This is a genomic window from Rouxiella silvae (assembly GCF_002093625.1).
GTDB classification, from domain to species: Bacteria; Pseudomonadota; Gammaproteobacteria; order Enterobacterales; family Enterobacteriaceae; genus Rouxiella; species Rouxiella silvae.
The window spans coordinates 1-20099 of the sequence record NZ_MRWD01000011.1 but is presented as its reverse complement, the minus strand read 5'-3'; the positions used below and the strand labels follow the sequence as shown (position 1 = coordinate 20099).

Genomic DNA, 20099 nt, shown 5'->3' with positions numbered 1-20099 from the left:
TAACCCAGGAGTTAGGCCGCATGCAGCTGCCTGTTCCTGGGTTTTTCATTAAACGGCTACCTGTCGGCTTATCTCAACCACACGATCGCTGGGTAAATGATAATGATCGGTAACATGTACGCTGTTACGCACCATCATCGAAAAGATAAGTCGCTGCCAAACAGGTAAACGTCCTTTACCTTCGCGTTTGACGATTGTTTCGTGTCCGACATAAAAGGTCATATTTTCATTATCCAGTCCCAGCTTTTGGATCCCCTGATAAGCAAACAGGTTTGAGATGTCTGGCTGTTCGATAAAGCCGTAGTGCGCGATGATGTGCCAGAAATTGGGCGCTATCTCGCGGATTTCAAGCCGGTCTCCCGAGGCAACGCGGGGAATATTATTGATATGAATATTGAGCGTCACGACCTGCTCGTGCAGAGAGCCATTTCGCGTAACGTGCCACCTCATCACCGTTGGCGTGCCGGTTGAACGGGTGAGGAACACTGCGGTACCGGGTACACGAGGGATTTTGTTACGCTCAATCTCGGCCATGTAGTCGTTTATTGGCACAGTTTTCTCATGAATAATTCGCGATGCGGTTTCCACACCGCGGTGCCAAACGGTCATTACTGCATAAATCACCAGCGCCAAGAGGATAGGGATATAACCGCCCTCAAGTATTTTGACCATATTGGCTATCAGGAAACTCATATCGACCACCATAAATATTCCGGCGGCCAGCAGACTGGCGGGGAGTCCCCAGCGCCATATTTCCCGCATCGAAACAAATAGCAACCCAGTTGTCATCACCATGGTGAATGAAACCGCAATGCCGTAGGCGGCGGCTAATCGGTCGGAAGACTCAAAAGTCACGGTAAGAAACAGTGTCGCAATCATCAGCAGCCAGTTAATAACACCGATATAAATTTGCCCATAACTCTCTGCCGACGTTTGCTTGATTCGCAGTCGCGGCAACCATCCCAGCTGAATCGCCTGTCGTGTCATTGAAAACGCGCCGCTGATAATGGCCTGACTGGCGATAATGGTGGCCACGGTGGCTAAAATGACCAACGGAATGAGCAGGGGCGTCGGACAGAGTCGATAGAAAATATTCTGCGTCACGTCGGCGCCTGAGAGTATTAGCGCGGCCTGACCGGCATAGTTGAGCAACAGGCTAGGAAAGGCTAACCCGAACCAGGCAATCCAGATTGGGCGGCGGCCGAAGTGGCCCATATCGGCATACAGTGCTTCCGCACCGGTTACGCAGAGAAAGACGCCCCCTAACACCAGAAAACTACTGAATCCGTGTGAGAATAAAAAATGAATGCCATAGACCGGGTTGAGCGCTAACAACACCGCAGGATGCTGGACAATGCCCCAAATCCCCAGCGCGCCAATAACGATAAACCACAGCGCCATAATCGGGCCAAATAGCTTGCCAATGCGTCCAGTGCCGACGGATTGAAAACCAAAAAGTAAGACTAAAATCACCACGGTGGCCGGAACGATGTAGGGCTTGGATTCGGGCAGGATCATGTTCATGCCTTCCAACGCGGAAAGCACGGAGATAGCCGGGGTGATCGCCCCATCACCGTAAATCAGCGCAGCGCCAAACAGTCCGGCAAAAATAACCCACGGACGGCATTTTTTCTTATCCACAAGCAGCGACATCAGGGCCAGTATTCCGCCTTCGCCGCTGTTGTCCATTTTCATGGCAAACAGCGCATACTTTATTGATGTTACGATGACCAGCGTCCAAAAAATAAGCGACAGCAGTCCAAGGATCACCGCTGGCGTAGGACTGTCACCCGATAAAAAAAGAACAGTTTTCAGGGTATACAGCGGGCTGGTCCCTATATCGCCAAATACTACGCCCAACGCACCCAAAGCCAACAGTTTATTGCTGGCGGGGGCCTGTTCTTGCGTTACGTTGTCACCGGACATTGTTCATACCTCAAAAGGTTCTATTTCAGGGATTTAATGCGCCATGTGAAGGCTTTTATCCCGATGTTAAAGCAAAGGATAGCTATAATCAGAATAGTCACATATTTGTGAGACGATAAATTAAAACTCTTTTATCAAATTAAGGTGATCAGCGCGTTGTAGTGAGCATACGTTTAATAAAACTGTTGAATAATGGCGCCTATATTTATCACCCCGATGATTTCATGAGAGGGTTTATGAACTTTCGCTTTAATGTTAATGCCGCAAACTGGCGTCTGATGCCAAATCTTTGGGATGGCGTGGCTTTTCCTCTCATCATTGGCCTGATTGCAATGGCTGCGGTAGGCTTTCATCAAACGCTGATGCCAATCGCGAGTTTAAAAACTCAGGCTATTTCGCTGGACCCGTCTAATCTTCCCGAATATGCCCTGCGAACCACGCTGCGCATGCTGGTTGCGATGGTGGCGGCGCTGTTATTTACGCTGGTCTACGGCACGCTGGCGGCGAAAAGCCGACGTGCTGAAAAAGTGCTGGTTCCAATCCTGGATATCCTGCAGTCGGTGCCGGTGTTAGGTTATATCTCCTTCACCGTAACCTTTTTCATTGCGCTGTTTCCTGGCCGAGTGCTGGGCGTTGAAATGGCGGCGATTTTCGCACTTTTCACCAGTCAAGCCTGGAATATGACCTTCAGTTTCTATCAGTCGATGCGCACCGTCCCGCGCGATTTGATTGAGGTCTCGCGCGGTTTCCATCTCACCGCCTGGCAGCGATTCTGGAAGCTAGATGTTCCCTTTGCCGTACCCGGGCTCATTTGGAACATGATGATGTCGATGTCAGGAGGGTGGTTCTTTATCGTCGCTTCCGAAGCGATTACTGTAGGCAATAACACCTTTACGCTTCCGGGCATCGGCGGTTATCTGGCTCAGGCTATTTTGAGCAAGAATATTCACGCTGTAGGGTGGGTTCTGTTAACCATGACCGTCGTGATCCTGGCCTACGATCAGCTGCTTTTCAGGCCTTTGGTTGCCTGGGCCGATAAGTTCCGCATGGAGAACACCAGTTCGGCCAATGCGCCTACTTCATGGCTGTTGAATCTGATGCGCCATACTCGTTTGATTCATCAACTTTTGACGCCTTTTGGTGTACTGCTGTCGATGCTTGCCAGAATTCCGCTGCGCCTGCCGACCCTAAAATCATCGCGGCCCGCAGCGGAGGCCAAAAAAATGTCTCGGCTGGGGGACACGCTATGGTCGGCATTCATCATTCTGCTGACGGTTTATATTGCCTACCGAGTGATAGCTTTTGTGCAAACCGGCGTAACGTTTGGTGATGTCGGACACGTGCTGATACTTGGGCTGATCACCCTGCTGCGGGTTAGCGTGCTAATCCTCATCTCTTCACTGATTTGGGTACCTCTGGGGGTGATGATTGGTATGCGGCCGGGGCTGGCGGGAAAAGTGCAGCCTATTGCGCAATTCTTGGCGGCATTTCCGGCCAACTTATTGTTCCCGGCGTTCGTGATTACCATCGTTCACTTTCACCTTAATCCGGATATTTGGCTCTCACCGCTCATCGTGTTAGGCACGCAGTGGTACATATTATTTAACGTAGTGGCGGGTACCACGGCGTTTCCTAACGACTATCGTGAAGCAGCGGCAAATTTCCATATTCGCGGCTGGCAGTGGTGGCGACAGGTGATGCTGCCTGGCATTTTTCCGTACTACATCACGGGCGCTATTACTGCTTCTGGCGGTGCATGGAACGCCAGTATCGTTTCAGAGTTTGTGCAATGGGGCGACACCAAGGTCACGGCGCACGGCCTGGGTGCCTATATCGCACAAACGACGGCAGCCGGTGATTTCCCGAAAATCATTCTCGGTATTGCCGTTATGGCCCTGTTTGTCACGCTATTTAACCGCCTGCTGTGGCGACCCCTTTATGCTTATGCCGAATCAAGATTCCGTGCCGATTAAGGACCCTGTCTTATGCAAGAACATCAAAAAACGTTTAACTCTGAGGCATCGTGCAAAAAATCAGAAGGGCGCAAAGAGATTTTAGCCGTTAAAAACGTTAACCACGGTTTTGACAAGGCACACAGTGAAGTGCTTATCCTTGATGACGTGAACCTGACGCTACACGAAGGCGAGATTGTTGGCCTGCTGGGGCGTTCCGGCTCGGGAAAATCCACTCTGCTGCGCATTATTTCAGGGTTGATTACGCCAGGTTCTGGCGACGTGGAGTATCTCGGTGAACCGTTAAAAGGGCCGGCAAAAGGCGTGGCAATGGTGTTTCAGACCTTTGCGCTTTTCCCGTGGTTAACCGTATTGCAAAACGTAGAGGCAGGGCTTGAAGCCTTGGGCGTAGCCGCAGCTCAGAGGAGAACGCGCGCATTGGCAGCCATTGACCTTATCGGTCTCGATGGTTTTGAAAACGCCTATCCGCGAGAACTGTCCGGTGGAATGCGCCAGCGCGTCGGTTTTGCCCGCGCTCTGGTAGTTGACCCCACGCTGTTATTGATGGACGAACCGTTTTCCGCGCTGGATGTATTAACCGCTGAAACGCTGCGCACCGACTTGCTTGACCTGTGGAATGACGGACAGATGCCGATTAAATCGGTGCTGATCGTGACACACAATATTGAAGAAGCAGTATTCATGTGCGACAGAATATTGGTGCTTTCTTCAAATCCTGGCCGCGTGGTGGCGGAAATAAAAGTGCCATTCCCGCATCCGCGCAATCGCCTCGACCCGGTGTTCCGACGCCTGGTTGATGATGTGTATGCAAAAATGACCGCACGCCCTGCCAGTGATACGCTTAAAAAAGACTTAAAGCTGGGGACACGTCTGCCGCACGTTTCAACTAACCTGATTGCCGGTCTCACCGAAACGCTGGCGGGCGAACCTTATCATGGCAGGGCAGACATGCCGGATATTGCCCGCACGCTGCATCTTGAGGTGGACGATCTTTTCCCGATTGCTGAAGTTTTGCAGTTTCTGGGTTTTGCCGACGTGCGTGAAGGGGACATTTTCCTCACGGCGCAGGCGCGCATTTTTGCCGAGTCTGATACTCAACAGCGAAAAGTGATGTTTGCCGAACATTTGCTGCGCTATGTGCCGCTCGCGGCGTTGATTAAATCCGTGCTTGACGAACGACCGGGCCACCGTGCACCGCGTGTGCGTTTTGAACAGGAGCTTGAAGACTTCTTATCGGACAGTGCGGCACAAGAGACGTTGGATACGGTGGTTAACTGGGGGCGTTACGCAGAAATATTCTCCTATAATGACCAGACAGAATATTTCAGCCTCGAAGACGTCGAGTTTTAATTAAACCCGGTCATCATAATGTGGGGCGAAATGTCCCCACATTACTCTGACCTAATTAAGGCCGACTGTTTAAAGATTTTTCTACCGTGTGCCACGCGCCGCACGACGATAAAGGGTGCTGCGCGCAATACCCAACGCCTGCGCCGTTTTGCTGATATTTCCGTTAAATTTTTGAAGCGTTTTCGCAATCAATCTCTCATCGTGCTGGTGAAGTTCGGCAATCGGCTGAACGTCTTTCGGCTGATAATCAGCGGGAAGGGCGTTGCAGTTGAGACACTCATTATCGTCGGCCAAAGCCAGTAAAACCTTAAGCAAGCTGCGCAGTTGACGCACATTTCCCGGCCACGGATGCTTTGCTAGTCCTTCAATTAAAGCCGGAGCAAGGCGAATACCCCGCGCGTTACCCCCGAGCTCCTGCCAAAGCTGTAAAATGAAAACAGGAAGTGCTGGCCATTCGCGCAGTGGCGGAATAGTCAATGCAAACTCCCGCAGGCGATAAAGCAAATCTTCTCTAAACTCGCCGTCGGCCACGCGTTGGGCAAGATCCCTATGGGTGGCGCAAACTACCGCAAAATTGACCGGCCAGCTCCGGCTTGAACCCAGCGGCGCAACCTCTTTCTCCTGCAAAACACGCAATAGACGCGTTTGCATCGATAGAGGCATATCGCCAATTTCATCCAGAAACAGCACGCCACCGTCCGCTTCGCGAATTTTGCCAATGTAGCCATTTTTACTGGCGCCGGTAAACGCGCCAGCCTGATAACCGAACAGCTCCGACTCAATCAGCGATTCAGGAATGGCCGCACAGTTAATGGCAATAAACTTGCCCTGACGCCAACGGCTCTGCTGATGCAGCGCTCGACTGACGTACTCTTTACCACATCCGGTCTCGCCCAAAATGCACAGCGATATTCCGGCATCGAGCAGTCGCACCATTTTTTTTGTGTCGTTGCGCAGGGCGTAGCTAAGGTCCGGCGTGTTGACGGCAGAAGAGGGAAAGTGGTGTCGGGCAGGTGCCCGCAGGCGAAAATAATAAGTCTGATAACGAGAGGTGACCAGCGTTTGCGGGACGTTATTTTCAACTTGCTCATTCTGTGGGAAGAGATGCTGGAAAGTCATTAATCCAAATTTTTCGGCGCCTAGTCCTAACTCACGCATGGCGCTGCGATTAGCCGCCATGAGAATGTTATCAGAAAATATCAGCAATAACTCTTCTGCTTTATCAAGCCCTTGCACCTGTTGATGCAGGCTCATCAGCCACTGATCGCGGTGCAGGCTCTGCTTCATCCACAAATATTCGATATTTTTAGCCGCTTCTTTCACCCACGCCAGCGTATTGGGATGCGGAAACTGCGCCGGGCCTGAAATATCAAGCACGCCGGCAATTTGGCCGTTGGGGGTTTGCAGGGGAATAGCGGCACAGTAAAGGCCTTGATTGCTGGTTAAGTAGTGCTGATTGCCATAGATTTCACAGCTGTCGTCGATAGCGAGCGCGGTGCCAATGGCATTGGTACCGCGGCCGCATTCACTCCATAAATTTCCTGGAGCAAGAGCAAAACGTTGGGCTTTTTGCAGGGCCTGCATGTCGCCAAAGGTGTTGAGCACCAGTCCGCTGGCGTCCGAAAGAATAACCACCGACTGTTTGTCGGCGATTTTTTCGGCCAGTGTTTTTACTGCTGGTTGGGCGAACTGCTGTAATGCTGCGTTATTAGCAAGCAGGTCGGCAAGTTCACCTTGGCGGATGCGTGGAAAGTCATCGGCCATACGGTCGAGGCCATAAAGTTCACTACGAAACCAGGAGTCACTGAGTATCGGACTGGTCACGTTGGTGGCGTTATCGGCGGCTGACGAATTTCCCTGCATGGGTAACCTCAAGGCTGCATAGAGTGTTGCAATATTGTAGCTTCTCAGTTTTCAAGGTGTTGCGATTTGCAACACAGATAGAGAATTATTTCAAAATCAACCTCAATATCAGAATGGCAATATACTTTAATTTATTGATAGTAATGAGTTTTTATTTAGGCTTTCGACAGCAATCAAAGCTGGCACGGTGACTGCATTAACAATAATGCAACCACAAAACGGTGCGTGAACAGAAAGCTGTGCGGTTGCCCATCTCTATAAGAGATACCCTACAAAAAATAAGGAGTTTGCTATGCGTTATGCACATCCCGGTACACCGAATGCACTGGTTTCATTGAAATCAACCTATGGCAACTATATCGGTGGCAAATTCGTCGAACCGCTAAGCGGTCAGTACTTTATGAATACGTCGCCGGTCGATGGCAGTGATATTGGACAGTTTCCGCGCTCCGACGCGCGGGATATCAATGCCGCTCTGGATGCCGCCCACCAAGCCGCAGAGGCATGGGGGAAAACCAGTGTTCAATATCGCTCAAATCTGCTGCTGCAACTGGCCGACCGCATTGAAGCCAATCTTGAATATCTCGCCGTAGCCGAAAGTTGGGACAACGGTAAACCGATTCGCGAAACGCTGAATGCCGACCTGCCGCTGGCCGTCGATCACTTCCGTTATTTTGCCGGTTGCCTCCGCGCTCAAGAAGGCAGTGCAGCGGAGATTGACGAAAAAACCGTGGCCTATCACTTCCATGAGCCTTTAGGCGTGGTGGGGCAAATTATTCCCTGGAACTTCCCGCTGTTGATGGCCGCGTGGAAGCTCGCACCTGCGCTGGCAGCGGGTAACTGTGTGGTTTTAAAACCGGCTGAACAGACACCGTTTGGTATTACCCTGTTGCTTGAACTGGTCGGCGATCTTTTCCCTGCGGGCGTGTTAAACGTGGTTCAGGGCTTTGGTAAAGAAGCCGGTGAAGCGCTGGCAACCAGTAAACGTATCGCTAAAATCGCCTTCACGGGATCTACTCCGGTGGGTCGTCACATCATGGCCTGCGCCGCGGAAAATATCATTCCCTGCACCGTTGAGCTGGGCGGTAAATCACCGAACATCTATTTTGCCGACGTGATGGATGCAGAACCTGAATTTGTCGAGAAAGCGGTTGAAGGACTGGTGCTCGGCTTCTTTAATCAGGGCGAGGTTTGCACCTGTCCGTCACGTGCACTTATTCATGAGTCAATTTACGCACCGTTTATGGAAAGGGTTATGGCAAAAGTCGCCACCATCCGCCGTGGCGATCCGCTCGATACCGACACCATGATTGGTGCTCAGGCTTCACGCCAGCAGTTCGACAAAATCCTTTCCTATATTGATATCGCAAAACAGGAAGGGGGGCAGATACTTACCGGAGGAAATCGCGCGAATATCTCGGCCGAGCTGGACAACGGCTATTACATTCAGCCAACGCTCATCAAGGGCGACAACCTGATGCGCTGCTTCCAGGAAGAAATTTTTGGGCCGGTTATTGGTGTAACCACCTTTAAAGATGAGGCAGAAGCGCTGTCGATTGCTAATCAGACACAGTTTGGATTGGGTGCAGGCGTGTGGACGCGCGACAGTAATCTGGCCTATCGCATGGGGCGCAGCATCAAAGCGGGCCGAGTTTGGACCAACTGTTATCACATCTATCCGGCGCATGCGGCATTTGGCGGCTACAAGCAGTCTGGCGTAGGCCGTGAAACACATAAAATGGCGTTGAATCAGTATCAGCAAACCAAAAACCTGCTCGTGAGTTACGACACGTCACCGTTAGGACTGTTCTAAACCGTTTCCTTTTAAGGAGTGAAAGATGAAAACGATGAAAGCCGCAGTAGTAAAAGCGTTTGGTGAACCTTTAGTGATTGAACAAGTTCCGATCCCTGAAGTGGGACCAGGCCAGCTGTTAGTGAAAATTGTTGCCACCGGCGTATGCCATACGGATCTTCATGCGGCCGAGGGTGACTGGCCGGTGAAACCTCAGCCGCCGTTTATTCCTGGCCATGAGGGAGTGGGTTACGTGGTAGCCGTTGGGGAAGGGGTAAAGCACATAAAGGAGGGCGATCGGGTGGGCGTTCCCTGGCTGTACTCCGCCTGTGGCCACTGCGAACACTGTCTGGACAGTTGGGAAACCCTGTGCCATTCGCAGCAAAACGCTGGCTATTCTGTTAACGGAAGTTTTGCCGAATACTGCCTGGCAGATGCAAACTATGTTGGGATCTTACCCGATAACATTGGTTTCAACGAGATTGCCCCGATTCTTTGTGCAGGCGTTACCGTCTACAAAGGTCTGAAAATGACCGAAACTAAGCCGGGTGACTGGGTGGTCATTTCGGGTATTGGCGGACTGGGCCACATGGCCGTACAGTACGCCGTGGCGATGGGGCTCAACGTGGCGGCAGTCGATATTGACGACGATAAACTGGCCTTTGCTAAAAGTTTGGGTGCCACTGTGGTGGCTAATGCCAAAAATGTCGATCCGGCCAAAGTGTTTCATGAAGCGTTTGGCGGCGCACACGGTGTACTGGTCACCGCAGTATCGCCAAAGGCGTTTGAGCAGGCAATTGGCACGATGCGTCGAGGCGGCACCATGGTATTGAATGGCCTACCGCCAGGCACCTTTGACCTTTCAATCTTCAATATGGTGCTGGATGGCATTACCGTTCGTGGCTCGATTGTCGGTACGCGAAAAGACCTACAGGAAGCACTCGATTTCGCCGGAAAACATAAAGTAGCGGCAACCATCGCCGTTGAGCCACTGAGTAACATTAACGATATTTTTGCTCGGATGCATGCCGGTAAAATTGAAGGCCGCATTGTGGTTGATTTGGCGCTGTAAGCCTTTCATCCGTAAATTACGTTAACCAGACCGGCCGTGCTTTCTAGTCTGTGCGGCCGGTGTTTACGTTTTCCAAAGGAATATAGTATTCACAGGTAATGCCATTAAGGCGAAGTTCGGGAGAGAATTTTTCCAGATCGGGCTGCATGATGAACTTCAAGTCTAACGTTGGAAGCAACGCAGAATATACGTAGAGTATAAAATCATTAATACGGCTCAGTTCGTGCGTATACTTTATCTTCATATACTTGCTTGCCGGCACCTTAATGTTATGACGATGTTTTAAACTGACCTGTTGGCCAACAATGTACTTAAACTGCAAGGCATTTGGCATTGTGTCGTCACTATCAGGATAGATATCTGACAAGCCCCAGACGGTCTCAGACAGTGCTTCAGACGTCGTTAGATAGCGTGATAGTGCCTCATGATGTACGTGATATTGGCTGTTATACAATGCATCAAAAGGGTAAACATAGGTCTCTGTTGTACCGACAAAAGCCATCGCAGGCAACTCTACAAACTCATATTCCGGTTGAGGAAACGCCTTCAGCGCCAGTGGTGGCATAATCCCGTTCATCGTCCACGAGGCGTTACGGCGATAATTACCGGGCGTTTCGTCAAAATTCTTTTTAAAGGTTCGAGTAAATGTTTGCTGGGAATCAAAAGAAAAGTAATCTGAAATCTCGAGTATTGTCATGTCAGTAAGGCGCAGTGCAATAGCCGCCATCGTCAAACGCCGATCACGGATGTATTTGCCAAGCACATAACCTGTTTTACTTTTAAACAAACGCTGAAGATACCAGCGAGAGTAGCCGGTTTTTTTTGAGGCCTTTTCCATGGTCAAACGGTCGCTCAAATTGGCTTCAATCCAATAAACCATGGCTTTGATCAGTTCGTCATGAAAATCTAACGTCAGTTCGTCCTGCAAATTAATCTCCTGAATATGCTGCAAATAGACACTTTTAATCACTAACGGTCCCACTAATTTTCGCACCCGTCGATGATAGCATCCCTGCTGGGGTTCTATTGGACATCAAACTCGTTTTTCACTTCAAATTTTATTCAAAGACTCCAACACCTCGGTCGGTAATTCAAGCTTAACACTTTCAATATTTTGCTTAAGATGCTCTACGGACGAGGTTCCCGGGATGAGTAAAATGTTGGGGGATCGCTTCAATAACCAGGCAAGGGCAACCTGCATTGGCGTAGCCTCACAGACTGCTGCGGCGTGGCTCAGTGCGTCCGTCTGCAACGGAGTAAAACCGCCGAGTGGGAAAAACGGCACATAGGCTATACCGTCAGCGGCGAGTGAATCAAGCAGCGCATCGTCTTTGCGATGCGCAAGATTATACATGTTCTGCACACATGCAATGCGGGTAATGCTGCGGCCTTGCTCAACCTGACGCGCGGTGACATTGCTCAGCCCAATATGACGAATCAATCCTTTGGCCTGTAAGTTCGCCAGCGCAGATAAAGGCTCTTCAATATCGCCTTCAGAAGGTGCACCTACATTAAACATAATGCGTAAATTCACCACATCCAGTACGTCGAGATTAAGATTTCGAAGGTTGTCATGCACGGCTGACTCAAGCTCGGCAGGTGATGATGCGACGTTCCAGGAGCCGTCGCTACCGCGGCGTGCACCGACCTTAGTGACAATGGTCAGCTCATCAGAATAGGGATAAAGCGCCTCGCGAATAATTTGATTAGTTACGTGCGGGCCATAAAAATCACTGGTATCGATATGTGTTATACCGTTCTCAACGGCGGCACGAAGCACCGCCACTGCCGCATCGCGGTCTTTTGGGGGGCCAAAAACATGAGGGCCAGCCAGTTGCATTGCTCCATAGCCCATACGCGTCACCGTGGTGTCACCCAGTTTAAAAGTACCCGCGTGCGTTGCATTAGTCATTAATAAACCCCTTATGGAACATTGTTTGCGTAGCGTTAACGTGCTTAACTAGAATATGAATAATTGTTCAGATTGTGAATTCGCATATGGTTATCGATAATGGAAAGGGGCTGAACCCGCGTAAACAGCCGCAGCAGGTGCGATCGCAGATGACCGTTGACGCGATTTTTGAAGCCACTATTCAGGTTTTACTGTCTGACGGTTTACAACGTTTAACGACGATTCGCGTCGCAGAACGGGCAGGCGTTTCCGTTGGCACCCTTTATCAATATTTCCCTCAAAAGCAGGCGCTGCTGTTTGCTGTATTGCAGCGCCATCTGGAAATGATGTCGGAGACGATGGAACTCGCGACCCAATCAGCGCATAACCTGCCGTTGTCGACGATGGTAAATATTGTTGTTAGCGCTTTTATGGCCGCTAAAACGGAAAACGTGCTTCAGGCCTCGGCGCTGTATTCCGTAGCCGGAGAACTCGACTCCCGCGACTATGTTAGAGAGATAGAGACTCGTAATCGCGCCAGGCTGGAAGCCATGTTAGAAACGGCTACTGATGTCCACTTCGACGATCTTAAGACAACTGCCTTCATGTTTTCAGGCGCACTGGTGGGGCCAATACGTTTATTGCTAGAAAGCCAGCCGCAGCCAGAAACTATTCGCGCTTTTGGCGAGCAACTTGAGTCGCTATGTCTCGGATATTTAGAGCGGGCAGGGAACCCACGCTAAGTGACAATGTCACTTATTTGACACCTCTGTGCCTCTTTGCTGCTTTATTGTTGCACAGAATTTTAAGCTTAGTGCAATAAATGAACTAAAAAGGATGTGTGAAATGAAAAATCTGGAAGGCAATGGCTCAACGGATGGCACAGAATTCACGTAGCGCGATCAAAATCTATAGGCCTCGCCGGTGGCAATAATGTCTAAACGCTGATATACTGTATATAATTACAGTATAAGGAGTCAATCATGGCTGTTGAAACAAAATTCGTTGTGGTCAGAAAAGGTGAAGAGAAAATGACATTTGCCAGCAAGAAAGAAGCGGATGCCTACGACAAAATGCTTGATATGGCAGAAACCTTCACCGATTGGCTAATGCAGAGCGGCCTGGCTCTCGAAGAGTCACAGGCCGAGAGCATGGCACTGCTGCTCGCCGAGCAAAAGGAAACCGTCCAGCATATCCTTCGAACCAGCAAATTGCCGGAAGTGAAGGGCGGTGAGATCGCTTCCGAGGTTGAAGCGTCTGAAAAATCGGACGCAGATGAAGTCGGTAACGACCAAAAAATCCGCGCAGTTAAAGCCGCTTAACCGTTTTTTGATGAGCACATTGTTTAAGCCTGCGGTCTAAATAGCGGGCTTTTTGTTATTTAGAGCGGTGAACTGTCTGGTTTTGGTCAAGATTTACAGCATGACATTCATCTCAATATCTTTATCAGTTATGATGTTAGCCGGGTCACAAAAACATACGATAGGAAGACGTCGCAACATGATTAACCGTTTCACACTGATTGCCATCACCGCAGCACTGACGCTGACCGGTTGTGCAAAGATTACTGCTGCAACGTCAGCGGCCAAAACGGCCGCAAGCGCTGCCTTAACTCCGGCCAAAGCGAACGTTGCAGATTTCTCTTCCGGGCCAACGGTGGTAACAGTTACCCATGTTCCAGCATTGGCAGATGACGGTGCGCCGGTGTATGTAACCGTAGACGGTACCGATGCCGGCATTCTGGCTATTGGCCAAACTGTTGAGCTGCACGTCAGCGCCGGCAAACATCAAATCGGCGGTTATGCGCGTTCTATGGTAGGGCGTGTAACAATCCCTGGAGTGGAAATCACAACAGCACCCACGATTGAACAGCACGTAAATTATTCTGTTACGGATACGACACCTAAGTTCTCAGTGCGCCCGTCGACCAAGGTAATGTTTAATACCCCGGCCGCGCCAGCCGCCGCAGCAGCACCGGCAACCCCGACTGCGCCTGCAACAACCACGGTTCCTTCCGTACCAACGTCGATAGCGACTCCGGCGACAACAGGGACAACAACGTCAGGCGCATCAACGACGACAAGTCCTGCATCAACAGCGACACCAGTAACGCCTGCAACGACAACAACACCAGCAACGACAACAACTCCGGCGACAAACGCCACGTCAACGACTACGCCAGCGGCGACTTCAACGACATCGGAATCTAGCACAACGCCAACTTCTTCAACACCGACAACGTCCACGCCTGAAACAACAACAACGCCGGCCGCAACAACAACGCCGGCCGCAACAACAGCGCCCACTGAATAGCGTTTAGTCTTTTCGAAGCTACCGGATAGAAAGAGTCTGTCAGGTAGCTTTGTGATGATAATCGAGATGGACGAAATAAGTCAGAGGCCTAGACCACAGTGCTGGCATTGAATAGCAACCAAACAGGAAAGCCAAAACCTCAGAATCAACGTATCGTCACTTAGGTGCGCATAATGTATATTATGTTAAATGACATCATTGGCTGCGCACCAGGCTGTCTATCTATCAGACCCCTTGTTCTTTCTTCCTCTCCTCACCCTCATGTTTGACGGTTTTGCTTTCCAGCGTTCAATCTCACATGGCCAGTAATCGTAGTCTTTTGAGCATTACCGTTTTCCTCGTCAATTTGCTTTGATGACAACATATCCGCCAACCATTACCAGCACTCCAGTATCATACGCCGCCTTCAATAAAAGCGTCTACGGCATCTCTGGCAAAAGAATCATTCAGCAGTCCCGCCAATCGGTACTTAAATCTACCAGTATCCCTGAGCGCTTTGAGTTTTTATCCATACCTTTGTTTTCTGATTTTTCGCCAACGCAGGCGTCAATAATAATAATGTGGGCAAGAAACGTGGTTTTTTGCGTGGTTGGCCCTCGAACTTCTGTATTGATTTATTCGTTCATTGCGGTCCTCCCCATCACCACAAATCAGCCATGTTGTTAACGACCACCGTGGTTCTTCTCTTAGCGATGGCCGTTAATCAAATATTTCATTTACGATGGGTTAATCATTCAATAGCGCAATACTTGCGTGGATTTCTCTCTCAATATCTTCCTCCCCCCATCCGGCAAGCACCGAAGAAAACGGCTCAAAGGAATAGATGCCTTGATAGCCTAATTTCTCTAGACGCTTAACCTGCTCGACGTTTTTCATTCGGTCGAGAGTAGTAAGCATTACGCGTTCCTCATCACTCAAGGTTGCTTTGATTCTCCCGTCTTCTACACCGGACAAATGCACCAAACCTATAAGCTCAATATCGATTGTGGTCTCAAAATCGGCTTCATCTTCAACGAATAAATAATGATGGAAAGTATCCAGAACAATTTTGAACGGTACCTGTGCATCACGGATCAGAGCTTGAGACTGTACCGCTGAACGAAGTGAACTCCCCGGAAAACCCAACGGTTCCACTAAACCTTCAACACCGTATTTTTCAAATAATGGCGCTAAAGTTTGCAGGGCAATCACTGTTTCTTCAAACGGAATCCTCGTATTGTCATTCAGAGGACATAGCACCAATGACTTGGCACCTAAGGACCTTGCCTCCTTCAGTAATTCCTCCGTTTTTTCCAGTAGAGGCGCCGTTATCTGATTAAATGGATATATGGCATTGATAGTCATGATCTCTTGGCCGTATTTATCGGCAAGCGAGTTAACCTGCAAAGCACTCAGATCGTCCGTTACCTTGCCGCTCGGCATATCGTTACGTAATTCGACTTTATTTATACCGCAACGATTAACTAACTTAAAAAATTGTTCGATAGATAGATTGGGTGCAATTTTACGATTAATACAAAACCTATTGTGATCAATGTACATACTGAGACCTCTGACCCATTTTCAGAACGGATGATACAACTCCCGTGCTCAGACAATTGCATGCCACTTTTTCATCCAGTGGGTTATCTATGTCCGCCAATTGCTGCAAGGAAATTGACTGTTAACTCAATAATCAAGTTAAGTAGACGAGATTCTGTCCCACGGCGCTCGATCATGATGAATGGAAACATTTATTTCAATAAAAGTGAATTGCGAAATGTTTATTTTTAGATCTGGTTCATGAAAATTTATTTTGATGATTTCTCAGCATTGGAGCGTACCGCCCTTCCCCCAAAACCTGCCAGTACCGTCACGTTCTTACGGGAGCGCCAAGCCGTATCAAGCTTGGCAAATCGATTCATTCGCTCTCAACACCCATTTTTATTGCAGAAAGCACCTTAACGAGAACAATTCTTAAAAATAATTCTCAAGATATGATCTTCACCTCAGAATGGAATTTAAGTTTTGAGCTAGTATTTTGTGGAGCGTAGATTTCATACGGAGTGGCTTTTAGGAAAAATCACTGTCCGGTGTGAGGTATCTGTGCAACACGGCCTGCGGGTTAAGGTCTGTTTGAGAATCCAAAACTTAAGAAATCATGAGTTACAGGAGAGAGTATGACGCTGAAATTAGGAGTAATTGGTACAGGTGCCATTGGTCAGGAGCATATCCGCCGCTGTAGCCATGTATTGCAAGGGGCAAAGGTGGTCGCCGTTTCCGATATCAACCTCAAAGGTGCTGCCGATGCGGTAAAACGATTAGGTTTGGATGCTGAAGTGCTGTCGGATGGAAAAGAAGTGATTAATGCAGCCAATGTCGACGCACTGCTGGTTACTTCCTGGGACCCCACCCATGAAGAATTTGTTTTAGCAGCCATCGCAGCAGGTAAACCGGTATTTTGCGAGAAACCGTTGGCCGTGACCGCCGCCGGTTGTAAACGCATCGTCGATGCAGAAATGAACTTTGGCCGTCGTCTGGTTCAGACAGGTTTTATGCGACCTTATGATCAGGGATACAAGGCATTAAAAAAGGTGATCGACAGCGGTGAGATTGGCCAACCACTCATGCTCCATTGTGCGCACCGCAACCCGAACGTTGATGACAGTTACACCACTGACATGGCCATTACGAATACCTTAATCCACGAACTGAGTGTATTGCGGTGGCTGATAGATGATGATTATGCTTCCGCGCAGGTTATCTATCCGCGCGCCACCATTAATACTCACGCCAAATTACGCGATCCACAAATCGTTCTACTGGAAACAGTAAAAGGCGTCCGTATTGATGTGGAGATTTTCGTCAATTGCCAGTACGGCTATGACATTCAAACCGAAGTTGTTGGCGAGAAAGGAATCGCCAGTTTGCCAGAACCTGCCAGTGTGTTGTTACGCAGCCAGGCTAAACGTTCGAATGCCATCCTTACTGACTGGAAAGACCGCTTTATTGATGCTTATGACGCCGAACTTCAAGACTTTATCAATGGTGTCATTAATGGAGAATTGACGGGGCCTTCTGCCTGGGACGGATATGCCGCCTCTGTAGCGGCAGATGCTTGCGTCGCTGCGCAAAACAATCCGGGCGTGGTGAATATTTCTTTGCCACCGCGTCCTGCGTTTTATGAACGCTAAGCAGCCGAATAAAATTGTTTGAAAATGGCTAACGCCCTACTACCCGATAATTTCTGTGTTCAAGGTACATTTATTATGGACAAAAATAAGGTCAGACTTGGCATTGCCCCCATCGGCTGGACGAATGACGACATGCCTGATTTAGGTAAAGAAAATACATTCCAGCAAACTGTCAGTGAAATGGCGTTGGCTGGCTTCACAGGGAGTGAAGTCGGCAGTAAATATCCACGCGATCCTCGTATCCTGAAACCACAGTTGGATATACGAGGTATTCAAATATGTAATGCATGGTTCAGTACTTTTTTTGCTGATGGTGAGAAAAGCAACACCATTGACGCGTTTATTGTTCATCGCGACTTTCTTCATGCTATGGGCGCGAAAGTTATTGGTTGTTCCGAGCAGTCGCGTAGCACCCAAGGCACGCCACGGCCTGTATTAGAGGGGCGCCCCATTTTTACCGACAGTGAATGGCGATTGGTCGCAGAAGGTTATAACGAATTAGCCGATCTCGCTGCTGAAAAAGGGATGACTGTCGGCCTGCATCACCACATGGGCACCGGTATTCAGACCGCTAAAGAGATTGATTATTTCATGGATATTGTAGATGACGATGTTTATTTACTCTACGACACCGGACATGCCTACTATTCCGAGGGCTCGCAGGATGCAATGCTGCAAATATTGAAAAAACACCTGCCACGCATTAACCACGTTCATCTTAAAGATGTTCGCGATACTGTCGTTAAAGAGGTGCACGCACACAAGCTTAGTTTTCTTGATGGCGTAAAAAAAGGGACGTTTACCGTGCCGGGCGACGGCGTTATTGACTTCAAACCGGTCTTCAAACTGCTGGAAGATTTTGGCTATGAAGGCTGGATTGTCGTGGAAGCAGAACAGGATCCCGCAAAAGCAGATCCCTTTGAATATGCCGTTAAAGCACGTCGCTACATTCGTGAAGTCGCCGGTATTTAACGCCACGTACTGTAGATGAGTTAATTTTTACGACTTCTGCAGGGTAAATAATTTGCCCTGTAGGGTTTTAAGCACTGACGCAGTAGAAAGTATTTTATTCAGTTCATCCATCTATTTCAAATAGCTTCTGCAAAAGCTAAATGCAATGTATTCGCTGATAGAGATTATTGACTTGCTTCATAAATAAACACGGGAAATTTTAACCTTAGATAAATGATAAATAAATTCCCAATCGATGTAGCGTTTTTGATTTGTGGTCACCAATTTTCTCTTACCTACAAAATGCCCCTTTGACAGGGTCTAAACGAGCATTGGAGTTAACATGGAACATGAACAATTTATAACAAAAAATTCGGCATCCGGACCCAACAGCAAAACCAAGACGGAACCCTTCGTTAAGGTCATAGCCATTATCTCAACACTGGGTGGCCTGCTTTTTGGCTACGACACCGGCGTGATATCTGGCGCACTCCTTTTTATGGGAAAGGAATTACATCTTACTCCCTTTACTACCGGCTTAGTCACCAGTTCTTTGTTGTTTGGCGCAGCGTTTGGCGCCCTGGCCGCAGGGCACTTAGCCGACAGCGCGGGTCGTAAAAAAATCATTATTCTCTTGGCGATTATTTTCGCCGTCGGTGCGATTGGCACCGCCTTGGCTCCCGATGTCAATTGGATGATATTCTTTCGCCTGGTTCTAGGTTTAGCCGTGGGCGGCGCGGCCGCCACTGTACCGGTATATATTGCTGAAATTGCGCCAGCCAACAGGCGTGGTCAATTAGTGACAATGCAAGAGCTGATGATAGTTTCAGGCCAAATGCTAGCCTATATCACTAATGCGACTTTCCACGAAATATGGGGCGGAGATAACACTTGGCGATGGATGCTTGCCATCGCGACTATCCCAGCTGTATTGCTGTGGGTCGGGATGATGTTTATGCCGGATACACCGCGTTGGTATGCGATGAAAGGCCGCTTCGCCGAGGCTCGCCGAGTGCTTGAGCGCACCCGTGCCAAGGAAGATGTTGAATGGGAGATGACGGAGATTGAGGAAACCATCGAAGTGAACCGTGCACAGGGCAAAGCAAAATTGCGTGATTTAGCTGAACCTTGGTTAAAGAAACTGTTCATTTTGGGTATCGGTATTGCGGCTATTCAGCAGCTTACTGGCGTTAATACCATTATGTATTATGCTCCCACCGTACTCAAAACCGTGGGTCTTAGCACTGATGCTGCCTTATTTGCTACTATTGCAAACGGCGTTATATCGGTATTAATGACCTTTGTGGGTATCTGGATGGTGGGACGTGTCGGGCGGCGTCCACTTGTATTGATAGGCCAAATGGGGTGTACGGTTTGTTTATTCTTGATTGGCCTGATTTGTTATCTGATGCCCGAGTTTCACGCGAATGGGGATGTCAATCTTCTCCGTTGTTATATGGTTTTAGGCGGCATGTTGGTTTTCCTAAGCTTCCAACAGGGAGCTCTGTCGCCGGTAACGTGGTTACTGCTGTCGGAAATTTTCCCAACACGGATGCGTGGGATCTGCATGGGTGGCGCGGTCTTTGCGTTGTGGATAGCTAACTTCATAATATCTATGGCATTTCCACTTTTACTGACTTACTTCGGTCTGTCGGGTGCTTTCTTTATCTTTGGTATTATTGGTATTGGTGGCGCGATATTCGTCATCCGCTGCATCCCGGAAACGCGCGGCCGCAGTCTGGAACAAATAGAACACTACTTTCATGCGAAGTATAGTAACAACAAGCCAAAAGAG

The 20099-nt window shown here is 49.1% G+C and carries 16 protein-coding genes; 9 read left to right on the top strand and 7 right to left on the bottom strand.

Annotated features, from left to right (window positions below; all coding sequences use genetic code 11):
* Nucleotides 1-48: 48 nt before the first annotated feature.
* On the bottom strand, nucleotides 49-1926 hold the full coding sequence (locus BS639_RS06280) for a potassium transporter Kup (RefSeq protein WP_084982567.1): 1878 nt from the start codon (nucleotides 1924-1926) through the stop codon (nucleotides 49-51).
* Nucleotides 1927-2162: 236 nt separating this feature from the next.
* Here BS639_RS06280 and BS639_RS06275 point away from each other — a divergent pair, with 236 nt between their 5' ends.
* Both BS639_RS06275 and BS639_RS06270 read left to right on the top strand, forming a co-directional pair.
* Nucleotides 2163-3899: an ABC transporter permease gene (locus BS639_RS06275; RefSeq protein ID WP_055772208.1), complete on the top strand. Its 1737-nt coding sequence runs from the start codon at nucleotides 2163-2165 to the stop codon at nucleotides 3897-3899.
* Between the two features lie 12 nt (nucleotides 3900-3911).
* Entirely contained in the window at nucleotides 3912-5249 is a 1338-nt protein-coding gene (locus tag BS639_RS06270; RefSeq protein ID WP_055772205.1) for an ABC transporter ATP-binding protein, read from the top strand.
* Between the two features lie 81 nt (nucleotides 5250-5330).
* On the opposite strand, the gene BS639_RS06265 is transcribed toward BS639_RS06270, so the two are convergent.
* Nucleotides 5331-7112 (bottom strand): sigma-54-dependent Fis family transcriptional regulator, encoded by a 1782-nt coding sequence (locus BS639_RS06265; protein WP_084982566.1) that lies wholly within the window; start codon nucleotides 7110-7112, stop codon nucleotides 5331-5333.
* A gap of 292 nt (nucleotides 7113-7404) precedes the next feature.
* Here BS639_RS06265 and exaC point away from each other — a divergent pair, with 292 nt between their 5' ends.
* On the top strand, nucleotides 7405-8925 hold the full coding sequence (exaC, locus tag BS639_RS06260) for an acetaldehyde dehydrogenase ExaC (RefSeq protein WP_055772199.1): 1521 nt from the start codon (nucleotides 7405-7407) through the stop codon (nucleotides 8923-8925).
* Between the two features lie 25 nt (nucleotides 8926-8950).
* Nucleotides 8951-9976 (top strand): alcohol dehydrogenase AdhP, encoded by a 1026-nt coding sequence (gene adhP / locus BS639_RS06255; protein ID WP_055772196.1) that lies wholly within the window; start codon nucleotides 8951-8953, stop codon nucleotides 9974-9976.
* A 43-nt stretch (nucleotides 9977-10019) separates the two neighbouring features.
* On the opposite strand, the gene BS639_RS06250 is transcribed toward adhP, so the two are convergent.
* A complete protein-coding gene (locus tag BS639_RS06250; RefSeq protein ID WP_084982629.1) occupies nucleotides 10020-10904 on the bottom strand; it encodes a helix-turn-helix domain-containing protein in 885 nt (294 codons plus the stop codon).
* A gap of 123 nt (nucleotides 10905-11027) precedes the next feature.
* Nucleotides 11028-11888, bottom strand: a complete 861-nt coding sequence (locus BS639_RS06245; protein ID WP_084982564.1) for an aldo/keto reductase family oxidoreductase — start codon at nucleotides 11886-11888, stop codon at nucleotides 11028-11030.
* A gap of 86 nt (nucleotides 11889-11974) precedes the next feature.
* On the opposite strand from BS639_RS06245, the gene BS639_RS06240 reads away from it, so the two are divergent.
* Nucleotides 11975-12610, top strand: a complete 636-nt coding sequence (locus tag BS639_RS06240; protein WP_084982563.1) for a TetR/AcrR family transcriptional regulator — start codon at nucleotides 11975-11977, stop codon at nucleotides 12608-12610.
* 240 nt (nucleotides 12611-12850) lie between these two features.
* On the top strand, nucleotides 12851-13189 hold the full coding sequence (locus BS639_RS06235; RefSeq protein ID WP_084982561.1) for a YebG family protein: 339 nt from the start codon (nucleotides 12851-12853) through the stop codon (nucleotides 13187-13189).
* Between the two features lie 93 nt (nucleotides 13190-13282).
* On the opposite strand, the gene BS639_RS24880 is transcribed toward BS639_RS06235, so the two are convergent.
* The 3 genes from BS639_RS24880 to BS639_RS06225 form a co-directional block, all read right to left on the bottom strand.
* Nucleotides 13283-13606: a hypothetical protein gene (locus BS639_RS24880; RefSeq protein WP_158086923.1), complete on the bottom strand. Its 324-nt coding sequence runs from the start codon at nucleotides 13604-13606 to the stop codon at nucleotides 13283-13285.
* Nucleotides 13607-13747: 141 nt separating this feature from the next.
* Nucleotides 13748-14173, bottom strand: a complete 426-nt coding sequence (locus BS639_RS24875; protein WP_158086922.1) for a hypothetical protein — start codon at nucleotides 14171-14173, stop codon at nucleotides 13748-13750.
* A gap of 733 nt (nucleotides 14174-14906) precedes the next feature.
* Nucleotides 14907-15722, bottom strand: a complete 816-nt coding sequence (locus BS639_RS06225; protein ID WP_055772179.1) for a TIM barrel protein — start codon at nucleotides 15720-15722, stop codon at nucleotides 14907-14909.
* A 617-nt stretch (nucleotides 15723-16339) separates the two neighbouring features.
* Between BS639_RS06225 and BS639_RS06220 the strand changes: the two genes are divergently transcribed.
* The 3 genes from BS639_RS06220 to BS639_RS06210 form a co-directional block, all read left to right on the top strand.
* A complete protein-coding gene (locus BS639_RS06220) occupies nucleotides 16340-17353 on the top strand; it encodes a Gfo/Idh/MocA family oxidoreductase (protein ID WP_055772178.1) in 1014 nt (337 codons plus the stop codon).
* 75 nt (nucleotides 17354-17428) lie between these two features.
* The gene (gene iolE / locus BS639_RS06215; protein WP_055772175.1) at nucleotides 17429-18325 is read left to right on the top strand and encodes a myo-inosose-2 dehydratase; all 897 of its coding nucleotides are present in this window, start codon (nucleotides 17429-17431) and stop codon (nucleotides 18323-18325) included.
* Between the two features lie 322 nt (nucleotides 18326-18647).
* On the top strand, nucleotides 18648-20099 hold a 1452-nt coding region (locus BS639_RS06210), incomplete at its 3' end, for a sugar porter family MFS transporter (protein WP_139804048.1).